The organism is Pseudomonas sp. BF-R-24, from assembly GCF_019947335.1.
GTDB classification, from domain to species: Bacteria; Pseudomonadota; Gammaproteobacteria; order Pseudomonadales; family Pseudomonadaceae; genus Aquipseudomonas; species Aquipseudomonas jessenii.
This window is the reverse complement of sequence record NZ_JAGYGG010000007.1, coordinates 165,512-187,264: the sequence shown is the minus strand read 5'-3', so window position 1 is coordinate 187,264 and position 21,753 is coordinate 165,512. Positions and strand designations below refer to the sequence as shown.

General features: G+C 60.9%; 16 protein-coding genes. 9 read left to right on the top strand and 7 right to left on the bottom strand.

Features of this window, described 5'->3' with window-relative positions; all coding sequences use genetic code 11:
• Positions 1–340 precede the first annotated feature (340 nt).
• Positions 341–997, top strand: coding sequence for a hypothetical protein (locus KGA98_RS08440; RefSeq protein WP_223502075.1), 657 nt, complete (start codon positions 341–343; stop codon positions 995–997).
• 476 nt (positions 998–1,473) lie between these two features.
• Here KGA98_RS08440 and KGA98_RS08435 read toward each other — a convergent pair whose 3' ends face one another.
• From KGA98_RS08435 to KGA98_RS08415, 5 genes are all read right to left on the bottom strand, one after another.
• Positions 1,474–2,901 carry a GGDEF domain-containing protein gene (locus tag KGA98_RS08435; RefSeq protein ID WP_223502043.1) on the bottom strand — a complete coding sequence of 476 codons (1,428 nt, stop codon included), beginning with the start codon at positions 2,899–2,901 and terminating at the stop codon, positions 1,474–1,476.
• Positions 2,902–2,925: 24 nt separating this feature from the next.
• Positions 2,926–3,885 (bottom strand): alpha/beta fold hydrolase, encoded by a 960-nt coding sequence (locus KGA98_RS08430; RefSeq protein WP_223502042.1) that lies wholly within the window; start codon positions 3,883–3,885, stop codon positions 2,926–2,928.
• A 16-nt stretch (positions 3,886–3,901) separates the two neighbouring features.
• Positions 3,902–5,314, bottom strand: a complete 1,413-nt coding sequence (locus tag KGA98_RS08425) for an NAD(P)-binding protein (RefSeq protein WP_223502041.1) — start codon at positions 5,312–5,314, stop codon at positions 3,902–3,904.
• A 261-nt stretch (positions 5,315–5,575) separates the two neighbouring features.
• Entirely contained in the window at positions 5,576–6,010 is a 435-nt protein-coding gene (locus tag KGA98_RS08420) for a GFA family protein (RefSeq protein WP_150813921.1), read from the bottom strand.
• Positions 6,011–6,081: 71 nt separating this feature from the next.
• Positions 6,082–7,023 carry a carbon-nitrogen hydrolase family protein gene (locus KGA98_RS08415; protein ID WP_150813922.1) on the bottom strand — a complete coding sequence of 314 codons (942 nt, stop codon included), beginning with the start codon at positions 7,021–7,023 and terminating at the stop codon, positions 6,082–6,084.
• 103 nt (positions 7,024–7,126) lie between these two features.
• Between KGA98_RS08415 and KGA98_RS08410 the strand changes: the two genes are divergently transcribed.
• The 6 genes from KGA98_RS08410 to KGA98_RS08385 all read left to right on the top strand — a co-directional run bounded on the left by KGA98_RS08410 (position 7,127) and on the right by KGA98_RS08385 (position 14,468).
• Entirely contained in the window at positions 7,127–7,822 is a 696-nt protein-coding gene (locus KGA98_RS08410; protein WP_154861937.1) for a winged helix-turn-helix transcriptional regulator, read from the top strand.
• A 630-nt stretch (positions 7,823–8,452) separates the two neighbouring features.
• Positions 8,453–9,703 (top strand): OprD family outer membrane porin, encoded by a 1,251-nt coding sequence (locus KGA98_RS08405; RefSeq protein ID WP_159390165.1) that lies wholly within the window; start codon positions 8,453–8,455, stop codon positions 9,701–9,703.
• A 148-nt stretch (positions 9,704–9,851) separates the two neighbouring features.
• Positions 9,852–11,207: a spinster family MFS transporter gene (locus tag KGA98_RS08400; RefSeq protein ID WP_223502040.1), complete on the top strand. Its 1,356-nt coding sequence runs from the start codon at positions 9,852–9,854 to the stop codon at positions 11,205–11,207.
• 85 nt (positions 11,208–11,292) lie between these two features.
• On the top strand, positions 11,293–12,267 hold the full coding sequence (locus KGA98_RS08395) for an AraC family transcriptional regulator (protein ID WP_008001107.1): 975 nt from the start codon (positions 11,293–11,295) through the stop codon (positions 12,265–12,267).
• Positions 12,268–12,363: 96 nt separating this feature from the next.
• A complete protein-coding gene (locus KGA98_RS08390) occupies positions 12,364–13,470 on the top strand; it encodes an NAD/NADP-dependent octopine/nopaline dehydrogenase family protein (protein WP_223502039.1) in 1,107 nt (368 codons plus the stop codon).
• On the top strand, positions 13,470–14,468 hold the full coding sequence (locus KGA98_RS08385; protein ID WP_223502038.1) for a 3-hydroxybutyryl-CoA dehydrogenase: 999 nt from the start codon (positions 13,470–13,472) through the stop codon (positions 14,466–14,468). Before KGA98_RS08390 ends, KGA98_RS08385 begins: the two co-directional genes overlap by 1 nt.
• A gap of 50 nt (positions 14,469–14,518) precedes the next feature.
• Here KGA98_RS08385 and KGA98_RS08380 read toward each other — a convergent pair whose 3' ends face one another.
• Entirely contained in the window at positions 14,519–15,220 is a 702-nt protein-coding gene (locus tag KGA98_RS08380; protein ID WP_223502037.1) for an EthD domain-containing protein, read from the bottom strand.
• Positions 15,221–15,501: 281 nt separating this feature from the next.
• Between KGA98_RS08380 and KGA98_RS08375 the strand changes: the two genes are divergently transcribed.
• Both KGA98_RS08375 and KGA98_RS08370 read left to right on the top strand, forming a co-directional pair.
• Entirely contained in the window at positions 15,502–16,659 is a 1,158-nt protein-coding gene (locus KGA98_RS08375; RefSeq protein ID WP_223502036.1) for an HD-GYP domain-containing protein, read from the top strand.
• 51 nt (positions 16,660–16,710) lie between these two features.
• Entirely contained in the window at positions 16,711–21,108 is a 4,398-nt protein-coding gene (locus KGA98_RS08370; protein ID WP_223502035.1) for a response regulator, read from the top strand.
• A gap of 4 nt (positions 21,109–21,112) precedes the next feature.
• Here KGA98_RS08370 and KGA98_RS08365 read toward each other — a convergent pair whose 3' ends face one another.
• Positions 21,113–21,748 (bottom strand): response regulator transcription factor, encoded by a 636-nt coding sequence (locus KGA98_RS08365; protein ID WP_102672425.1) that lies wholly within the window; start codon positions 21,746–21,748, stop codon positions 21,113–21,115.
• Between the last annotated feature and the right edge of the window lie 5 nt (positions 21,749–21,753).

Genomic DNA, 21,753 nt, shown 5'->3' with positions numbered 1-21,753 from the left:
GGCCGATATCTGAAAAATTATAGACACGACTCGCGCAAGGCCCCCTCCAAAATTTACCCCCTTCGCAGTGAATGGTCTCGACGTTCGGTGGGATACACCCGCTGTGAATGAGCGTTTATGGCCGATTGCTACCGAAGGTCGATCGGCTGAGGGGCGATGCTCCAATGGGTCAGGTTGAAGTTTTTGCTCAACGCACGCTTTGGTCCTGATACTCATTTTTTTGAACTCGTGCTGAACGCACCCCTCCAACATAAACGTGGGAATATTTCCCGCGAAATGTTACTGACTGGCTTTGAAGGATCGTGCGGAAACCGCAGTTGCTCGTTAATGCTGCAGATTTATGACCGTGCCGGTTGGCTGGCCGCTCCAATGGGCGGCCGGGAACTCACTGGACATTGCGTTCGATACGGAGATGACGACGCAACTCCAAGCGGAGGTTGCAACATGCAGCTCAAAAAATGTTTGTTGGCTCTGGCAATTGGCGGAGTTCTGTCGGCATCGACTGTCCTGGTGCCCGATTACATCGGTAGTTTCTCCAGCGCGTATGCCAAAGATGGCGGCAGCGGCAGCGGCAGCGGCGGTGGTGGTGGCTCCGGTGGCGGCGGTCATGGTGGTGACGGCGGTGGTGGCCATGGTGGCGGCAGCGGCGGTGGCGGCAGCAGTGGCTCCGGTAGTGGAGGCTCCGGAGGCGGCGGTCACGGTGGTGACGGCGGTGGCGACCACGGAGAGGGTGGCGATCATGGTGCTGCAGGCCATGACGGTGATGGTCATGGAGGCCCGGGGCGCGGCGACGCTGACCATGGTGGTGTTGCCGGGAACAAAGGCCCGGGCAAAGCGCATGACAATGACAACGATGCCGCAGATGCAACCCGGGACGCTGCCAAAAACGACGCAGATACAGCCCGGGATGCGGCAAAAGCTAGTGCAAATGCAACCAGAGACGCCGCCAGAGCTGAGGCGGATGCAGCCAGAGACGCCGCAAAAGCTGCTGGCGTAGCCGGCGCAGATGCAACCAGAGATGCTGCCAGGGCCGCTGCAGATGCAGCGAGGGACGCCGCCAAGGCAGACGCAGATGCAGCCAGAGATGCTGCCAAAGCTGCTGCAGATGCAGCCAGGGACGTAGCCAAAGTTGACGCGAAAGCAGCCAGAGAGGCTGCCAAAGTTGAGGCGAAAGATGCCCGAGACGATGTGGCTGACGCACCAGACGCACCAGACGCCCCGGACGCCCCGGACGCCCCGGACGCTCCGGATTTCGACGCGGTTGAGGTACACAACTAGACCCGCACGTTCCGCAATGAACACGGCTGGCCTGGCCGTAGAAAATGTCCCGGGAGCTTGAGGGGCGTATCACCAATGAGTCGCAAGCCCCGAAGCGAAGTGGGGCTTGCGACTTTTTTTCGAGATCTGTCGCACAGTCCGAAACACTGACACGGGGTATCGGTGCCGACGCTTTCAGCGACTTCGAGACGATGGTCAAGGCATAGGTTGGAGGCTGGTTTTGAAGGTAGTGACCACACGGTTACGGCCTTCGTGTTTAGCGTGATACAGGCGTTGATCGGCTGTACGCAGAATTGCCTCGATGGTGTCGCCGTCGCGACCGGATTGCGATACGCCGATGCTCACTGTGACCACGGTTGACCGCTGCTGGCCATGAAAAGAACTATTTGCAACGGTGCTTCGCAGACGCTCAGCGATTTCGTGCGCGCCTTCAAGTGAAGTCTGAGGTAGCAGTATCATGAATTCCTCCCCGCCCACTCGGGCTACACCGTCATACGGGCGGATCGAATCGAGGCATTTCTCCACGAAACTCTTCAGGATGTCATCGCCAACCTGATGCCCGAAGCGATCGTTGATGGACTTGAAATTATCCAGATCGAGTGCCAACACGGAGAACGGCGCACCGCCGCGTTTGGTCCGGCCAATTTCGACTTCGACCCGCTCCATGAATCGACGCCGATTATCAGCGCCGGTCAGTGGATCGGTCGCCGCAAGGTGCCCGAGTTCTTGATTGGTGCGCTGGAGTTCCTGCAGGGCGCTCTCGGCATACGCCATCGCTTCGGCAAGACGCACCATCAACTCCTCTTGGCTGTAAATCTTCGAAAACGACCGCGTGGTGAGGAACGCTTGCACTACCCCATAGCTCAACATGAAGAATCCACCGGCGAAGATCGCATGAGCGAGCCACCACATATGGTTCCAGGGACGTGCAAGGATGAAGGCAAGAGAGGACAGCGCGAACGCGGTGACCGAGATGATAAAAATGGTCATCAGCGGCGAACGGATACGGCGCAGCAGGAGTATTGTCACGGTCAATGTGGAAAGAACGAGGGCACCACCTTCCATCGATAGGCGCACCGCGAGATTGCTGGCGATCGGCGAATTCGCGACGTACGCCACTGCCACGTCAATCAGCAGGAACAGTCCTATCCAGGTCAACCACGGGCGGGCCTTCATTCGTTGGTCCGCGGCAACAGGTGGGCGGTGGTACGACAGCATTCCGACTAACAGCAGAATCGACATGACCAGGCGAGAGGCCGGTCCATAAAGCAGGAAGAGCCAGATATTGTGGTGTGCTTGCCCGGTGAACGCGCCATGCAATGCATAGATCAGTACAAAGCCGAGAAAACCAAGCGTCATCCATCGCAGCAGCGGATCTCCCGATGACTGATAGCAGCGCCACGTTACGTACGTAACAAACGAGCCGGCCAGGGTGGCTGTCGTGATCGCAACTATATGGAACAGGTGATTCTCGAATGTAAGCGTGGGGTCCTGAAAAAAGTATAAGTAGCCAATCAGATAGGCCGGAACAAACGCAAATCCTGCGAGTAGCAAGTAGGCGTAAACCCTGACCATGAGGCGAACGGCTTCAGGTGGCTCGTCGGTGGCGATGAGATTGTTCATGGTTCCCTCCAATTTTAAATCAATTCAGAGTTCTTTCAGGAAGCGCAGTAGCAGCTCATTGACCTCTGTCGCGCGCTCTTGCTGTATCCAGTGGCCGGCACCTTCGAGGATATGACACCCGCGCAGTCCCGGCAGTGTCTGCGCGAAGGCTTCGATCTGCCGCGGGGAACCGGGAAACTTCAGCACGCCGTCGCGGCTCCCGGCAATGAACATCGACGGCTGCCGGATAATGCAACCGCGCCAAGGTGCCAGAAGTGCCCATGAGCGCGTCATGTTGCGGTACCAGTTCAAGCCGCCGCGAAATCCGCTGCGGGTGAATTCGCGGGTGTAATAGGCAATGTCCTCAAGGCTTAGCCAGACTGGCAGGGTTTCGGGCTCGACCATCGCGCCGAGGAAGCCCTGGCCCGGCTGCAGCCGGCCGAACACCGGCCAATCGGGTCCGTCACCCGAGCCACTGAAGTAGATGCGCCGGATCGACGACTCGACGTCCCTTTCCAACTCGGCCTCGGCCACACCCGGCGTCTGGAAATACTGGATGTAGAAGTCGCTGATACCCCGCGAGGCAAGCGCGCTGAGGAGCTCCACGCGCGTCGGTGGCGAGAAGGGAACGCTCATGCCGACCACCGCGCGGAACAGATCGGGTCGCATCAATGCTGCGCCCCAGGCTACCTGCGCGCCCCAGTCATGGCCGACGATCACGGCTTGCTGTTCGCCGAGTGCGTTGACCAACTCGACCATGTCGCCTACCAGGTGGAGCGTGGTGTAGGCGTCGGGTTCGGCCGGCGCATCTGTGCCGCCATAGCCGCGCATGTCGGGCGCTACCGCTCTGTAGCCGGCGGCCGCCAGCGCAGCAAGCTGGTTGCGCCACGAGTACCCCAGCTCCGGGAATCCGTGGCATAGCAAGACCAAGGGACCGGAGCCCTGGATGGCGACCTGCATGCGGATGCCATTGATGTCGAGCAGTTCGAGGTGTGGCTCGTTCATGTGCGCTTCCTGCGATTCAAGCGATGGCCTCCAGCAAACGCGGCAGATTCGTCAGAGCCTGTTGCCTGCTGACAGAGAGCCGACGCAGCTGTGCCAGTTTCTCGGTGTCGGTTTCTTGCAAGCCCCTGACCACCGCCGTCATGAAGTACAAACGCGACTGCCTGATCCAGCGGGACAGACCTTCATGTTCTCCCCAGCGTAGCTGGTTACCCAGGTAGACGGCCCAGATTCTGATCCAGTCCGTGGGGACGTGAGGCGGGGGGACCATTGTGCAAAACGCGTTCATTTGCGCTTGATCGTCCAGGTGGCTTTCCACATAAGCGATCAAGGCCGCGCTGAACAAGGGTTGGCAGCTGCTTACCATCACCAGGTTGATCTTGCCGCCGTCGAACACCTGCATTTCAGGGAGTGTCGGGATGGCACTGGCGCTGCAATCAATGTGCAGAGCATTTGGGCTCGTGGCGATGCTGCCCTGCTCGAGCACGATGCGCGTTGGCTCGATAACGCTCACTCTCCCCAGGCGCACAATGTTGTCGATGCGTCGAAGCTCGCGTAATTCCGCTTGAGTGACGGTGGCGCAGCGGTAAGCAGTGGGTTCGACGGACGTATTCAGGCGCAACAGCTGGCCCGCCGCCTCAAGCCTGGAGAACAGGTCCGGGATCGAGTCCGCGGCTGCGATAGCCTCGAGCTGTGCCGTGAGGCCGCCGATTGTTCGCTCGAAGCTGTCGAGGCCGGGTTGCAAGTTGGCCCGATCGATCAACCACGGATCGTTTGGCATGATCCAGCAGATTTTTTCGGGCGCAACACCGTTTTGCAGGCACCACAGGCAGGCGTCGATCCCGGTCTTGCCCGATCCCACCACTACGTAGCCAGTGTGTGGGTGCTGGATCTTCGGCAGGTCGTTCAGTGGCACGCATTGCACGCCGGGTTCCACCTTGTATCTGGGTGGGTGGGTCGAGGGCACCGCCGTCTGGGCATGGGTGGCGTCCACGACCTTTTTGTGCACCCGCACCTGATGGCTTACGCCGCTGATCAGCGAGGTAAACCGGTGGTCGTCAATACGGTCGCCGGTGTAGTCGCACATGGGGAAGTAACGGACCCGACCTGACGGCAGAAACTGCTGATTCATCACCTGGTCGAAGTAGCTCATCACCTCGGCGCCGGAGGCCAGCTCATACAAACCCTCGTTCAGTGCCGTTGTGTCTTTCGTTGCGCTGCCCAGTTCCCGTGAGTTGACGCCATAGAAGGCCGAGGGCTGGTGCAATCGGACAAAGGGGTAGGCATCATTCCAGTGCCCGCCAGGTCGACCGTGCCGATCCACCATCACGATACGTGCATTCGTTTCCTTGAGTAGCGTATCGACGAAGGCCATGGCCGTCGCGCCAGCCCCGATGATCAGATAGTCGGTTTCGATCGGATTTGCGTCCATATGGTTGCACCTTCCTGACGGTTGCCCCCCTCAACCTCCGTAGATTAGCCACCCATGCCGCGCGCAATAGAACGAATGCTCCTCACCCACATAACCAATGGAATTAATGGCTGCAGCCTGAATGTCCTTACTCAAGCCGGCATGCGCGAAGAAAAACTACGCGGCCTGGATTTCAGTTAACCGGTAGTCATGACATTGCCGAACAGATGGCAACTGGCGTAATCAGGCAAGGTCGGATCGCCGCACGCTACCGTGCTAGCACTATTCGTCCACGCTGACGCCCGATCCCCCTAATTCGCTGGGGACATCCTTCAGCTTGGGCAACCCGTCTTTGATGCGCAGCCTGGCCTCCTGATAGTGCACGTGAACCCCTGGCGAATACGCGAGATCCGGGATGACAGCGGCATACACGTCGATGAGCCCCATCCCTGGGTGTTCGGTGAAGAGGTGCCCGCCGCAACTCTTGCACCATTTGCGATAACTCTGCGGTGTCTTGTTGTAGGTGCCGATGTTGTCAGCCCCCCGAGTTACTTGCACCGCCTCGGGTTTCCACAGCGTGAAGGCATTGACCGGCGCTGCTGACCAATGTCGACACGACTCGCAATGGCAATAGCCCATTGCGGCCGGCTCTCCGCTGACGGTGAACTCGACTGCGCCGCAAAAACAACTGCCTTTGTAAGACCTTTGAATGCTCATGGAATGACTCCTTCATCAGTTATTACACATACCGTCGAAGTTGGGATGGATCGCCTTAGCGTTGGTTAGCGTCACTCGTCGATGAGGCGCACCGCTGTCGCCGGCGTGCGTCGCACCTGCAGTTCGAAAATGTCAGGGCGCGCATAGTGCCCGGTGACGTCGAGCGTCCGTCGCGCTGGCGCCACGAGTGAGGTGTCGATGTCCGCATACAGAATGCCTGCCTCACGGTGTAATGGACCGGCTGTGATCCGGCCTTGAGGGTTGACCACCACCGAGTCGCCATCGTTGATCCACTCTAGCGGATCGGGAAACAGTTGCATGCGAGCCGGGAAATCATCGGGAATGTCGCTGCCACGCAACGAGGTGCCACTGCCGATCACCCAGCATCGACCTTCCAGTGCAATGTGACGCATCGTGCTGATCCAGCCATCGCCGGTGTCGTACGTGGGGGCGACATAGATTTCCACTCCCTGGGCATACAATGAATAGCGCGCCAGGGGCATGTAGTTTTCCCAGCAGATGAGCGCACCAATGCGGCCGACGGGTGTATCGACCGTACGCAACCCTGACGCATCACCGAAACCATGGACCATGCGCTCGGGGTTCGTTGGCATCAGCTTGCGATGCCGGTTGAGCACTTCACCGTTCGAACCGATAACGACTACGCTGTTGTAGAGCGTGCCGCCTCCATTGCGCCGCTCGCATTCATTGATGCCGCACACGATTGTCACGGCATGAGTGCTGGCGGCCTCGCACAATTCGTTCAGGTCACCGTTCGCGATATCAACGGCGTTGGCCAGCAGACGCGTGTGTAACTGGCCCATTAAAGCCCCGTCTTTTCCCGCCGCCAGCCGCCAGATCCACGACGGGTAACCTGGAATGAACGATTCGGGTAAAACAACCAACGAGGCTCCAGCCGCCGCAGCCTCAGCGACCGATTGCACGGCTCGGGCGATCGTCGCGCTGCGATCGAGCAGCACTGGCGGCCGCTGAATGATGGCTATCTTGGTCATGGCGTTCTCCTGATACGGTGGCTTTGGCAGGTTTCAGCGTGCGCGTGGCGATACCGCGAGGCTAGTTCAGAATCTGAAGCGTTGTATTTGCGGAGTACGGGCGATGGATGAAAGCTACGGTCAGTTCTGTACGGTCGCGCGCGGTGCTGAAGCACTGTGCGAGCGCTGGACGCCTTTGGTCGTGCGCGAGCTGCTGTGCGGCAGTAAACGCTTCAATGAACTGCACCGCGGCGTACCACGTATGTCCACCAGCTTGCTGGCACAGCGGCTGCGCCACCTGGAAGATATCGGTGTCGTACATCGCACGGCCACGGGCAAAGTCTGGGAGTACAGCCTGACCGAGGCAGGCGAGGAACTGCGCCCCATCATCATGGCGCTAGGGCATTGGGGCGCGCGTTGGATAGGTAGTCGCCTTCGCGATAACGAACTCGACGCGGGCCTGCTCATGTGGGACGTGCGCCGGTTCGCGCGCATCGAGATGTTCCCGTCCCGGGCGGTGGTCATTCACTTCAGGTTTCGCGACGCGCGGTCCGGCGAGCAAGAGTGGTGGCTCGTGGTCGAACATGGTGTGGCAGATCTGTGCCGCGACGACCCCGGACGCGAACTAACGCTCGTCGTGGACTCCAGCGTGCGTGCGTTGACCGAGGTGTGGAGCGGCGACCGCACACCAAGGGAGGTTCTTCAGTCGCGAGAGCTGCGTGTAGACGGCGCTGTGCAGGATGCGGAAAACCTGTGGCGCTGGCTTGGCACGAGCGCGTTCGCCGGTACCCGGAGCGCTGCAATCCAGCCTTTGCAATAGCCATCTCGAGATTGCGATAGAGCATCAGCAGCTTGTCCGCCTCCGGATGGCCCGGCGACAGGGGATGGGCTTCCAGTTCGCCGAATGGCGCGGCGAAGTGCTGTTGCTGCAGGGGGCTCCCAGGCTGCAGTCCTGGGGCAGTCTGCATCAGGCTGCGCAATTGGAGAATCGCCTGCGCAATCGGGGAGGTTGGCAGGCAGGGCAATCGCTAGCTTAGGGCCCATCCAACAACAAGACCTCGCTTAAGGAAGGCTTATGCAATTCAGGCTTGCCATCTCCCACCGCGTGCCCTGCGCCTTTGAGTCGACTAAGGGAAACCTTTAGCCGGGTTGAAGTTTTCCCCCCAACGGATGCTGTTCATCTCGATATCGGCGCGGCGCCTACTCACTTACCTTGGGTAGACAAGAGGCGTGTCGTCTTGGCGGGCTGTTCCACTGAGCCCGTCTGGCGCTTTACCCCATAACAACAATAGGCCTGACAATGCTCGAACCCATCGTTCTTTATATCCCTGATGCAATCCGCCTTCCTGCTCAAGAGGGCTCGGTGTTCGGCTGCCGGCATTTTTAGTTTTTAGTTCGAATCTGCTCCTATAAATACAGTGCCCAGCACATACAGATGTGGAGAAGTTAGATGTATCAGGTAAAGCAATGTTGCCGTGGGCTCGGTATTGCCGGCGTGTTGGGAATTATCTGTTCGCCATTGACAGCCTATGCCGATGTTGTTGATGACAGTCACTTGAAAGTGGATACGCGAAACTTCTACTTGCACCGTAACTACACCAATACCAATGCGCCGGTTTCCGAAGTGCATAGTTGGTCCCAGGGTTTCGATGCGCAGTTTACCTCCGGTTACACCGACACGGCCCTGGCAATCGGCCTTGATGTGGATGCGCAGTACGCGGTGCGCCTGGATTCGTCGGGCAATGACGGTTCGCTGCCGTACAGCGTCCGCGACCAGCAGACGGCCGATGACTACAGTCGCGCCGGTGCAACCTTCAAGATGCGCTACAGCAAGACCGAGTTGAAGGTTGGTGACCTTCGTCCACAACTGCCGGTGGCGTCCGATGACCCCAGTCGGCAACTGGATACGATCTATCAAGGGGCCGTGGTCGAGTCCAGGGAAGTCGATGGGTTGACGATGACCGGTGGCCGGTTCTGGTCCGCCGTGACACGGGAATCTTCCAACCACGAGAAGCTATACAAGTTTGGCTCCACCGATAATCTCGACAGTGACGGCCTGGACTTCGGCGGCGCAACTTACGACATTACCAAGAACTTGCAAGCCAGTTATTTCTACGGCGTGTTGCACGACATTTATCAGCAACACTATTTCGGCCTGATGCATATGGCTGACCTGGGCAGTGGCTACAAACTTAAAACCGACTTGCGCTACTTCAATAACAATGAAGATGGCAATGCGTTGAACGGTGAGATCGACAACCGTTCCTACGGTGCCTTGTTCACCTTGCTCAAAGGCGCCCACATGTTTGGCCTCAGTTACCAGCGCATGCTCGGTGACAGCGTGTTCCCGACGATGAACGGTTTTATCCCGCAACCTTACCTGGTGCACTGGTCGTCCCTGGGGTTTGTCCGCCCGGATGAAAAGTCCTGGGGGGCGCGCTACAGCTATGACTTTGCCGGGATGGGCGTGCCTGGGCTGAAGCTCTACACCCGCTATATCAAGGGTACCAACTGGGACCGTGGCAACAACCTGAGCGACAACCAGGAAAGCGAACGCTTTCTGGGTCTCAGCTACGTGGTCCAGAGCGGGGCGCTGCAAGGCCTGGGGCTGGACCTGCGCAACATCGACGTGAAACAGAAGTACGGCTACGACTACAACGAATTCCGTGTCGCCACGACCTACACCTGGAAGTTCTGGTAAGCCCGGTCCACCCGGGATTTGCCCCCATAACAATAAGAGGCCTGACCATGTTCGAACCCTTTGTCCTTTGCATCTGCCCCGCAACTTTCCAGTCGTTGTTCTGCGCACCGCTGCGCGCATGAGCGGATTCCAAGAGGAGCAAACACTAGTGAATATCCAGGTCGATAACGCGGTCCTGCAGAAGAAGAAAACCTACATTTACGAGTGGTATGTGGTCGGCCTGTGCATGATCGCCTACATCTTTTCATTTGTGGATCGGCAGATCCTGGCGCTGATGATCGAGCCGATCAAAGCCGACCTGCAGATCAGCGACACCCAGTTCAGCTTGCTGCACGGGCTGGCCTTTTCGTTGTTCTACGCGTTCATGGGCATGCCCATCGCCTATCTGGCCGACCGTTTCTCCCGACCGAAGATCATCGCCGTCGGCGTGGTGTTCTGGAGCCTGGCGACTGCAGCCTGCGGCCTGAGCAAGAACTTCCTGCACATGTTCCTCGCCCGCATTGGCGTCGGTGTCGGCGAGGCAGCCCTGTCGCCCTCGGCCTACTCGATGTTCAGCGACATGTTCCCCAAGGAGAAACTCGGCCGCGCGGTGGGCATCTACTCGATCGGCTCGTTCGTCGGTGGTGGCCTGGCCTTTCTGGTGGGCGGCTATGTGATCGCGATGCTCAAGGACATGAACACCATCGAGGTCGCCTTTCTCGGTGCGATGAAGGCCTGGCAGCTGGCGTTCTTCATTGTCGGCCTGCCCGGCATCGTGGTCGGCCTGTTGATCTGGCTCACCGTGCGCGATCCGGCGCGCAAAGGCCTGCAGGTGGATGCGCAGGGGCGGGTCAAGAAGGTCGGGATGGGTGATGGCTTGCGCTTCCTCGGCCGCCACCGCGCCACCTTCACCTGTCATTACCTGGGCTTTTCATTTTACGCCATGGCCCTGTTCTGCTTGATGAGCTGGAGCCCGGCGCTGTACATCCGCAAGTTCGGCCTGTCGCCGATGGAGGCGGGCTACATGCTTGGCACCGTGCTGTTGGTGGCCAACACCGGCGGGGTGTTGTTCGGTGGATGGCTCACCGATTATCTGGCCAAGAAAGGTCATCAGGACGCTGCCATGCGCACTGGCGTCATCGGTGCCCTCGGCATGGCGGTGCCGGCCGTGCTGTTCTCTCAAGTCGATCAACTGTGGCTGTCGGTGACCCTGTTGGTGCCAGCGATGTTCTTCGCCTCGTTCCCGATGCCGGCGTCCACGGCGGCGATGCAGATCCTCGCACCGAACCAGGTGCGCGCACAGGTCTCGGCCGTGTTCCTGCTGATCAGCAATCTGCTGGGTTTGGGCCTGGGCACCACGCTGGTGGCGCTGTTGACCGACCGCTACTTCGGATCGCCCGCGGCGGTAGGGTCGTCGATGTCGCTGGTGATCGCTGGTGCATCGGCGTTGACCGTGCTGCTGCTCTGGCGTGGTTGCCGTCGTTTTCGCGAAAGTTATGCCCGGGAGTATCCGACCCGGGCTTGATTGGTCATAGTCCACGATCGGCGCCCCGGCCTCGCTCCTGTCAAAGGGAGCGGGGCCGAGACGCTCCACGTCAGGAGAATCCTTGATGTTGAATGACGTACACCTGCTGGAACGGCACAGCCTGCTCAGTTCGGCCGATTACCGCGAGATCAAGGACAAGGTCAGCCAATACCTGTGCCCGCACAGCTTCAACGTGCTGCGTGACGAGCCGATCTACACCCGGCTCAACGGCGTATTCTTCGGCGATTCGGCGCTGCTCGACCTGCGTTATGGCGCGCCGGTGGAGATCACCATCGGCGACATTGCCGATCAGTACCTGTTTCGCATCACCTTGCAGGGGCATTGCGAAGTGGCTCACGGGCGGCGCAGCGCGGCGATGCAGTCGGGCTACCTGAGCGTTTCCTCGCCGTTCGCGCAAAGCCGCATCGTCACCGATGGCGAGTGCCGCAACCTGATCCTGCGTGTCGACCGTGATGCCCTGGAGACGCAGCTGCAACGCCTGCTCGGCCGCAGCCTGCGCCAGTCGGTGATCTTTGATGTCAGCGTCGACCACCTGGGCGCCGGCGTCGTCAGCCTCTATCACACCCTGGACTACATCTGCCGGCTCTACGGCAGCGGCGTTGACGGTTCGCGCCTCGCCAGCGGCCTGTCCGAATACCTGATGCAGTTGCTGCTCACGCAGCTGCCGCATAACTACTCCGCGGATCTGTTGATCGATTCGCGCGCGCCGCTGCCGCACCACGTGAAAAAGGCCCGTGACTACATCGAGGAACACCTCGACGAACCGATCAGCCTGACGACCCTGAGCGAACTGTGTGGTGTCTCGGTGCGCACCTTGCAGAACGGCTTCAACCAGTTCCTCCAGCAGGCGCCGGTCGAGTACATCCGCGACCGGCGCCTGGCGGTCATCCACGAGTCGCTCAAGCAGGGCAGGGCCGGCGAAACCGTCACCGATATCCTGTTGCGTCATGGCATCAACAGCTTCGGGCATTTCTCCAGCGCTTATCGGCAACGCTATGGTTGCCTGCCGTCGGACACCCTGCGGCGGCAGAAACATTGAGACACCTGCGCAATCGGTCATTCGGCTGCGCAATCGGAGGAGTCTGCGGCGGTGCGGCTCGATAGGATCGAGTCTCTGACAAAAAGGAGTATCTGCATGAATATTACTGTGCTGGGTGGGGGTCACGGCTGTTACGCCGCTGCTGTCGAAATGGCTGAAAAGGGGCACCAGACCCGCCTGTGGCGTCGAGATTCCACAGCGCTCAAGGAGCTGCTGGCCATCGGCAGCCTGACCATCAAGGACTACCGGGGCACTCGTCAGTTGTCTGTCTGTAAACAAGGCGACAAGCTGTCGCTAACCGACGACCTGGCCGAAGCCCTGGGCGACGCGCAACTGGTGATCATCCCGCTGCCGTCGACCTCCCACGAAGACCTGGCCAGACATGTTGCGCCGCACCTGCACGACGGTCAGGTGGTGTTCCTGCCGCCGGGCACCTTTGGCAGTTTCGTGTTTGCCAAGGCCATGGCCGATGCGGGCAACCGGAGCAAGGTCGCCTTCGCTGAAACCGGTACGCTGCCGTACCTGGTACGCAAGCATGGCGCCAGCGACCTGGTGATCAGCGGCTATGCCACCCGCCTGCCGACCGGTGTATTCCCCAGCAACCTGTCCGAGCATGCTTTTGCGGTGCTGCGTGAAGCCTACCCGAGCGTCGAACCGATTGAAGACGCCCTGAGCGGTGCGTTGATGAACGCAGGCCCCATCATCCACCCGCCGCTGATCATGATGAACGCCGGGCCGCTGGAGCATTTCGAGGCCTGGGACATTCACAACGAAGGCACCCAACCGTCGATTCGTCGCGTGACCAACCAGCTTGATGCCGAACGCATGGCCGTGCGTGAAGCACTGACCTACGGCGCGCCGCACTTTCCTCTCGCCGACCACTACAACACCACCGAAGGTGATGAGTGGATGTACGGTCGCGGTGCCCATGGCAAGTTGACCGACAGCGGTGACTGGCGCGAGGACATCGACCTGCAGAAGCATCGCTACATGCTCGAAGACACCCGCCTGGGCCTGTCCTTCCTGGTGTCCGTCGGCCGCTGGGCCGGTGTGCCGACGCCGGTCGCGCAGGGCTTGCTGAGCATTGCCTCGGTCGTCGCTGCACGGGATTTCTACGCCGAAGGCCGCACCCTGGAAAACCTCGGTCTGGCCACGCTGAGTCGGGCGCAGATGACCGAACTGCTGACCTGGGGCTACAACTGATGAACGCCGCGCTGCCCCAAGTCAGCGTGGTCGGCGCCGGCAGGATGGGCGAGGGCATTGCCCTGGCGTTCATCCATGCGGGCCTGCCGGTCACCCTCATCGATATCAAGGATCGCGCCGAGGATGAGCGGCACGGCTACTTCGAACGTGTGCGCAACAACATCCGCAGCGAATTGCAGATGCTGGTACGCCTCGGCATGCTCCGGCTGGAACAGGCCGACATCGCGATAGCCCGGTTGACGCTGCAATCCAGATCCCAGGCCGTAGAGGCATTGCGCAGGTGCGACCTGGTGTTCGAGGCGGTGCCGGAAGTCATCGCGGTCAAGCAGGAGACCTTCGCCTGGGTCAGCGAGCATGTGCCGGTGTCGACCATCATCGCGTCGACCACCTCGACCTTCCTGGTCACCGAACTGAGCGAAATGGTCAGTGAGCCTGCTCGCTTCGTGAACGCGCACTGGCTCAATCCCGCGTACCTGATGCCGCTGGTGGAAGTCAGCCGCAGCGAAGCGACCTGCCCGCAGGTGGTCGAACGGCTGCTGCAACTGCTCAAGCGCATCGGCAAGGTGCCCGTGGTGTGCAACCCGGTGGCTGGCTACATCGTGCCGCGCATTCAGGCATTGGTGATGAACGAAGCGGCACGGATGGTGGAAGAGGGCGTGGCCAGCGCAGAAGATATCGACACGGCGGTACGCGTCGGCTTTGGTTTGCGCTTCTCGGTGCTGGGCCTGCTTGAGTTCATCGACTGGGGCGGCGGCGACATTTTGTACTACGCCTCGCGTTACCTGAGTGGAGCGCTATCACCGCGTTTCGAGTCACCACAAGTGATCGCCGACAACATGCAAAACGGCCGCAATGGCTTGCGGGACGGCCAGGGTTTCTACGACTACCGTGACATGGACGTGGACGCCTACAAGCAGCAGCGTCTGGGCGACTTTGTCCGCAAGCTGGAGTTGTCGGGGCTGACGCCCGCATTCGATGGAGCCCTGAGGCAGGCTTGAGCATCAGGGCCCGGATGCCGGGCCCTGACACGCTTGACGATTTTCCGGTTCTACAGGCAGTACTGACTGGTGGGCAGCACGTCGATCTTGTCGAAATCGATGAAGCGGCTGCAACTGTCCATCATCGCCGCCAGGTTGCGCTGGAATTTCCCTTCGTCGCCCGCCGCGTCGAAAAAGGCCATGGGATCGCTCATGGCCGCTGGCGGAAAACATTCTTCGACGATGGCATCGATCCGTGGGGCGCCGTGGGTCAGTGCCGACACCACCAGGTTTTGCACGTACTGGAAGTTGGCTTGGGTGTCCACGGCCACCGTCGTGTGATGGTTGCGCCAGATGTCCAGCCAGGCCTCGGGAGTCAGGCGTGGAGGGCGGGTCAGCAGGGCCAGTTGGGCAAACCCGTGGGTACGCTCACCGGGTGTTGCAGGAAAGCGGGTATTGGCGATGGCGACCGACTCGCAGACCAGGTAGGCGGCCAGGCGCGCCGTTGCCGCGCTGATCAGGTTATCGAAAGGGCGGCGAGCCGGCCCGTTGGCACTGTCCAGCCACAGCGACAGGCTGCCATTGGGCAATGGTCGGTTGTTTTCCTGGCGCAGGCCGGCGGCGGGTTGCACATCGGCATCGGCCAGGTTCAATTGCACACCACGGGCGCCGAGTGCCTGCAATTGCCCGGCGACCTCACTGCGCAGGCGATGGGCGAAGGTATCAGGACTGACTTGGGTATCACGCCACAGCAGATAGATGACTTTTTCCATAGCTATCAAGCTCCTCGTTGCGGTTGATGGATGGAGCGGCGGTCGTGCTGCCTGGTCCATCCGGATGACCGAAAATCCCTGGCGTCATAGTCAATCAAGGTCAGCTTTGGGTAATACCTCAAACAGACTACTGACCCACGCTATGAGGGCAACGGCTGACGCTTCTGGTTCGGGCTCGGCGCCGGGCAGCCCTGGAGAACAGCAGCTAAGCTTTCTTGCGCCGGGGCGGCAGTGGAAGTGTTGCCTCGGGATGTCAAAGTCTGGCATGGGAGCCACCCGCCATGAGTGCCGAACAGAGTCATTACAGTCCGCCGACCCTGCTGGTGGTCGATGACACGCCCGACAACCTGATGCTGATGACGGATCTGCTCAAGGATCGCTACCGGGTCAAGGCCGCCAATAGCGGTGAAAAGGCTTTGCGCGTACTACAGGGCGACGCACTCCCTGACCTGATCCTGCTGGACGTGATGATGCCCGGGCTGTCCGGCCATGAAGTCGCGCAGCGGCTCAAGCGCGACCCGCGTACCCGTGACATTCCGATCATCTTTCTGACGGCCATGGCCGACACCGAAGACGAGATCCATGGCCTGGAACTGGGGGCTGTCGACTACATCACCAAACCGATCAGGCCGGCGCTGGTCCTGGCGCGGGTGGATACCCAGCTCAAGCTCAAGGCGGCGGCAGACTTCCTGCGCGATCACAACGACTATCTGGAGAAGGAAGTGGCGCGCCGGACCCGCGAGGTGATTGCGATCCAGGATGTGGCCATCCAGGCCATGGCTTCACTGGCCGAGACTCGCGATAACGAAACGGGCAACCATATCCGGCGGACCCAGCATTACATCAAGGTGCTGGCCGAGCATCTGCGTGCTCATCCGCGCTTCAGTCACTTTCTCACCGAGGACACCATCGAGTTATTGTTCAAGTCGGCGCCGCTGCACGACATCGGCAAGATCGGCATCCCCGACCATATTCTCCTCAAGCCGGGACGCTATACCGAGGAAGAATTCGAGATCATGAAGACTCATACAACGCTGGGACGTGACGCCATCCAGCATGCCGAGGATCAGCTCGGCATTCGCGCCGAGTTCCTCAGCCTGGCCAAGGAGATTGCCTACAGTCACCAGGAAAAATGGGACGGAAGTGGGTATCCGCAAGGGCTGGCGGGTGACGATATCCCCGTCAGTGCGCGGTTGATGGCAGTGGCGGACGTCTATGACGCATTGATCAGCCGTCGGGTCTATAAAGCGGGGATGCCCCACGCGCAGGCCGTCGAGATTATTCGTCAGGGGCGAGGCACGCACTTCGACCCCGATATCTGCGATGCCTTCCTCGATTGCCTCGAACAGTTCCAGACCATTGCCGAGCGCTTCGCCGATTCCGACCAGGATATGGCCGGCAAGCGGGCTGCCCTGGAGCGTATCGGCCAGGCTCCGTGAACCCGCGATTGTCTCTTCGTCAGTGTTTTCATCAGGTCCACGAGGATAGTCATGGCCGGATTGCGCACCCTGCTTGAGCGCCTCGCGCTGCTTCACAAACTGATCCTGGGGTTCTCGGCGCTGCTGCTGTTGGTGCTGGTGCTCGGCGTGCAAAGCCTGCGCACCCAGCAATCGCTGAAGCAGGACATGCAGAACCTCTATCTGCAGGAACTGGTCGGCATGGAGCACTTGCAGGAAGCCCGTGTGCAATTGCCCCATATGATGCAAGCACTGCAGCGTGCGGTGGGCACCGACAGCGCGCAGATTCGCGTCGAATCCCTGCAGCAACTGCATGGTATCCGCGAAGGCCTGCAGCAGGCCGTGGCCCGCGCCAAAGTGACCTTAAGGCGCGCGGACAATCTGGCGCGCCTCGCCGAGCTCGACCTGCTGCTGCAACAGTTGCAGCGTCATAGCGACCAGGCCTTTCTATCGATCGACCAGGGCCAGCAGAACAAGGCGTTGGTACTGCTCAATAGCAGTGAATTCCAGCAACTTGCCCGGCAGGCCGACGGCCTTTTGTACGCGATCGTCCAGATCAAGGAAGCCTCGATTCGCGACACGGCCAAGGACATTGCCGAGTTTGCCGAACACAGCACCAGGCTGACCTACGTACTGTTGTTCGGTGGTTTGTCGCTGGCGTTGCTGTTGTCCTGGGTCGTCAGCCAGTCGATCCGCAATCCACTGAACCGGGTGCGGGTGGCGGTAGACCAATTGGCCGCGGGGCAGCTCGATCAACCGATTCCCCACACTGACCTTAACAACGAAACCGGCGATCTGGCGCGGGCCATCGCCAAACTGCAGACCGAATCCCAACAGCTTGAGCGCCAGCGCTGGATCAAGGCGCATACCGCCCAATTGCAGGTCGATCTGCAGCAGGCAGAAACCCCGGCCGAACTGGCGCAGGTGTTCCTGCAATGCATGGCCAGCCTGCACGGATTCTGCCAAGGGGTGCTGTACAGCGCGCAGGAGGATTCCGGCACGCTGCTGTTGATGGGTCGTTATGCCACCGATTCCGAGCGGCCACCCGAGGCGCAAGTCATGTTCGGCGATGGCCTGTTGGGGCAGTGCGCGGTGGATCGCGTGCCGCGTCAGTTTCAGGCGATGCCGGAGCAATACTGGCGTTTGCGCTCGCCCCTTGGCGAGGTCCCGGCCCGTTGCCTGCTGCTGCAACCCATTGTCCGTGGCGAGCGGTTGCTGGGGGTGCTCGAACTGGCTGGGCTGGAGCCCTTGGGCGAGCGTGAACTGCTGCTGTTGCAGGAGGCCACCCCACGTTTGGCCGCAGCCATGGCGATTCTGGAGCGCAATCAGGCGGTCAAGACCCTGTTAGCGGAAACCCGTCGCCAGGCCAATGAAATGGCGGAACAGGCGCTGCAACTGGAGCAGCAGGCGCAGGCACTGGAAACCCAGCAATCGGCGTTGCGCGCCACCGAGGCCTGGTATCGCGGGATTATCGAAGCGGCGCCGGACGGCATGCTGGTGGTCGATGCCCAAGGACAGATCCTGCGCACCAATCGCCAACTGGATCAGCTGTTCGGCTATAGCGCCGGTGAGCTGCTCGGCGAGTCCATCGATCGTTTGGTGCCGTTGGCCAGCAGAGGGCGCCACGAGGCTCTGCGCCAGGGCTTCATGGCCCACGGCGCCACTCGCCAGATGGGGGCCAACCTGGACGACCTGCAAGGCGTGCGCAAAGACGCAAGTCTGTTCTCGGCAGAGATCAGCCTGTCGCATCTGCCGAGCCTGGAAGGGGACGGCGTATGCGTGTGCGCTTCGGTGCGCGACGTGAGCGAACGGCGTCAGCTGCAGGCGGCACTCAAGACCAGCGAGGCACAGTTGCGCGCAGTACTCGACAGCAGCCCGGTGGCCATGGTGATCAGGGACGTCGATGGCCGTCCAACCTACTGCAATCCGCAGTTCGACAGTCTGTTCGGGACTCGTCTGGCTGAACTCGAAGGTGCGGATCCGGCGCAGTTCTGGGTCGACCCGCAGGCACACCAGCGCTTTCTCGAAGCGGCAGCGCAAGGTGCAGTGCTGAACTTCGAGACCACCCTGCAGCGCGCTGGAGGCGAGCGCTTCGACGTACTGGTTTCGGCCGTCACGATGACGCTGGGGGAGCGGGGCATGGGGGCCAACTGGTACTTTGACATCACCGACCGCAAGACCGCCGAGGCCGAGGTGCAGCGCGCACGGGAGGCCGCAGAAGAGGCGACCCGGGCCAAGAGCAACTTCCTGGCCACCATGAGCCACGAGATCCGCACACCGATGAACGCCATCATCGGCATGAGCTACCTGGCATTGCGAACCGAGCTCGACCACCGCCAGCGCAACTACATCGAAAAAGTCCATCGCTCGGCGGAATACCTGTTGGTGATCATCAACGACATCCTCGACTTCTCCAGGATCGAGGCCGGCAAGATGCACCTGGAGCACATTCCCTTTCACCTCGAGGCCGTGCTCGACGGCTTTGCCAGCATGATCGGCCTCAAAGCCGAGGACAAAGGCCTGGAATTGCTGTTCAACACGGATGCCGAGCTGCCGACCGCCTTGATCGGCGACCCGTTGCGCCTTGGCCAGGTGCTGATCAACCTGGGCAACAATGCGACGAAGTTCACCGAGCAGGGCGAGATCGTGCTCGGCGTAGAGCACCGGGGCGCGGCAGGAGAGCAGGTGCAGCTGCATTTCTGGGTGCGCGACACCGGGATCGGCATGAACGCCGAGCAATGCTCGCGCCTGTTTCAACCCTTCAGCCAGGCCGATAGCACCACCACCCGCAAATACGGTGGCACCGGGTTGGGCCTGGCCATCTCTCGGCATCTGGTGGAATTGATGGGCGGGCGCATTTGGGTAGAGAGCGAGCCGGGACTTGGTTCCACTTTCCATTTCGAGGTGAGCCTGGGGGTGCAGCGCGACAGCCATTTACGGCGCATGGTGACCGCCGACGAATTGCTGGGCAGCCGTGTGTTGGTGGTCGATGACAACGCCAGCGCGCGGGAGATCCTGTCCAGCATGGCGCGCAGTTTTGGCGTGGAGGTGGACGTCGCGCAAAGCGGCCGGGCCGCACTGGCCATGCTGGTGGACGCCGAAGCGAAGGTGCTGCCCTATGATCTGGTGCTGATGGATTGGCGCATGCCTGGCATGGACGGCGTGGAAACGGTGCGGCAGATGCAGGCCGCCAAACTGGCGCAAACGCCGTCGGTCATCATGGTCACGGCGTTCGGTCGCGAGGAAGCCCGCGAAGAGGCCAGTCGGTACGGCATTCATTTGCCGGTGGTGCTGACCAAGCCAGTGACGCCGTCCACTTTGCTTGAGGCGCTGGGCACGGTGCTCGGCAAGATCCCCCAGGCCGATACCCGGGCCAGCTCGCGACTTGGCCAGAGTGCCAGTGCCATGGCCAGCCTGCGTGGCGCGCGACTGCTGTTGGTCGAAGACAATGAGCTGAACCGCGAGCTGGCCTGTGAACTGCTGGAGAGCGCCGGGATCGAGCTGTGCCTGGCCGTTCACGGCGCAGAAGCGCTCGACCAACTGGAGCGTGACGCAGACTTCGATGGTGTGTTGATGGACTGCCAGATGCCGGTGATGGATGGTTATACCGCGACCCGCAAGATTCGTGAGCAGCCACGCTGGGCGAATCTGCCGGTGATCGCCATGACTGCCGACGCCATGGCGGGGGACCGCGAGCGGGCGCTGGCCTGCGGCATGAACGACCACATCTCCAAACCCTTGAACGTCGACGACATGTTTGCCACGTTGGCCAAGTGGATACATCCGCGAGCTGACCGTGGCGCGATGTCGGCCGACGTTTCGCCGGTCACCACGGAGTCAGCGGCGAGCCTGCCAGCCAGCCTTCCCGGCATTGATTTGAAAGCGGGCCTGGGCACCTGCATGGGCAAGGTCGAGCTCTATCTGCGACTGCTGCGCAAGTTTCGCTCCAGCCACCAGGCTTTTTGCGCCGAGTTCCTGGGTGCCCGAGGCCAGGGCGATCGTTCGGCGACGGTCAGGCTGGCCCATACCCTGCGCGGAACGGCGGGCAACATTGGTGCCGTTGAAGTGGCGAATGCAGCCGCCGCACTGGAGCAGGCGTGTCTGAACGATGGGGCGGAGCAGGACCTGGCTGACCGGCTGGTGGAGGTCAAGCGTTGCCTGACAACGGTGCTGGAAGGCTTATCGGTGCTCCGCGAGCCGACATCGTGCGCAGACTCATCAAGCGTGCCACCGGACAGCGAATGGCATGCGCAATTGGCCCACGTCCGGTCTCTGCTGGCCGAGAGCGACACCCAGGCGCTGACGGCCTTGCTCAAACTGCAGGGGCTGGCTTCAGACCCGCGGATGACCGAGCAATTGCTTCGGGTTGTGCGGCAAGCGGAGTGCTTCGATTTTGATCAGGCGCTGGAGCTGCTTGAAAACCTGTCCTGAGGAATCAACGCAACTTCAGCGGATCGACCATCTGCGCCGCGATGGCCATGCCCACCAGGTCCGGCAGCGTGTTGGCCTGCATGCGTTTCATGACGCGCGCGCGATACAGATCAACGGTTTTTGCACTTACGCCCAGTTGCTCCGCGATTTCGCGGGTGGTGTAACCCTGCACCAGTGGCAACAGGATATCGCGCTCGCGCGGGGTCAAGGTCAACAAGCGCGCCTGCAAGGCTTCGTGGCCCTGGTTGCCCGAACGGTTGGCGGCACAGTTGCTGAGCGCCTGTTGCACGCTGTCCAGCAACAGCTGTTCGTTGTAGGGCTTCTCGATAAAGTCATGGGCACCGGCCTTGAACGCGCGCACCACGATCGGCACATCCGCATGCCCGCTGACGAAGATGATGGGCAGGTTCAGTTGGCGCACACGCATTTCTTCCTGCACGTTCAACCCGCCCATACCGGGCATGCGAACGTCCAGCAGCACACAAGCATCGAGGCTTGCATCGCAGGCATCGAGGAACGCGACGCCACTGGTAAACGGCAAGGCCTTGAGCCCGACCGACTCCAGTAACCAGACCGTCGATTCGAGCATGCCCTGGTCATCATCGACCACGTACACAACGTGCTCCGTTACACCTGCCATTACCT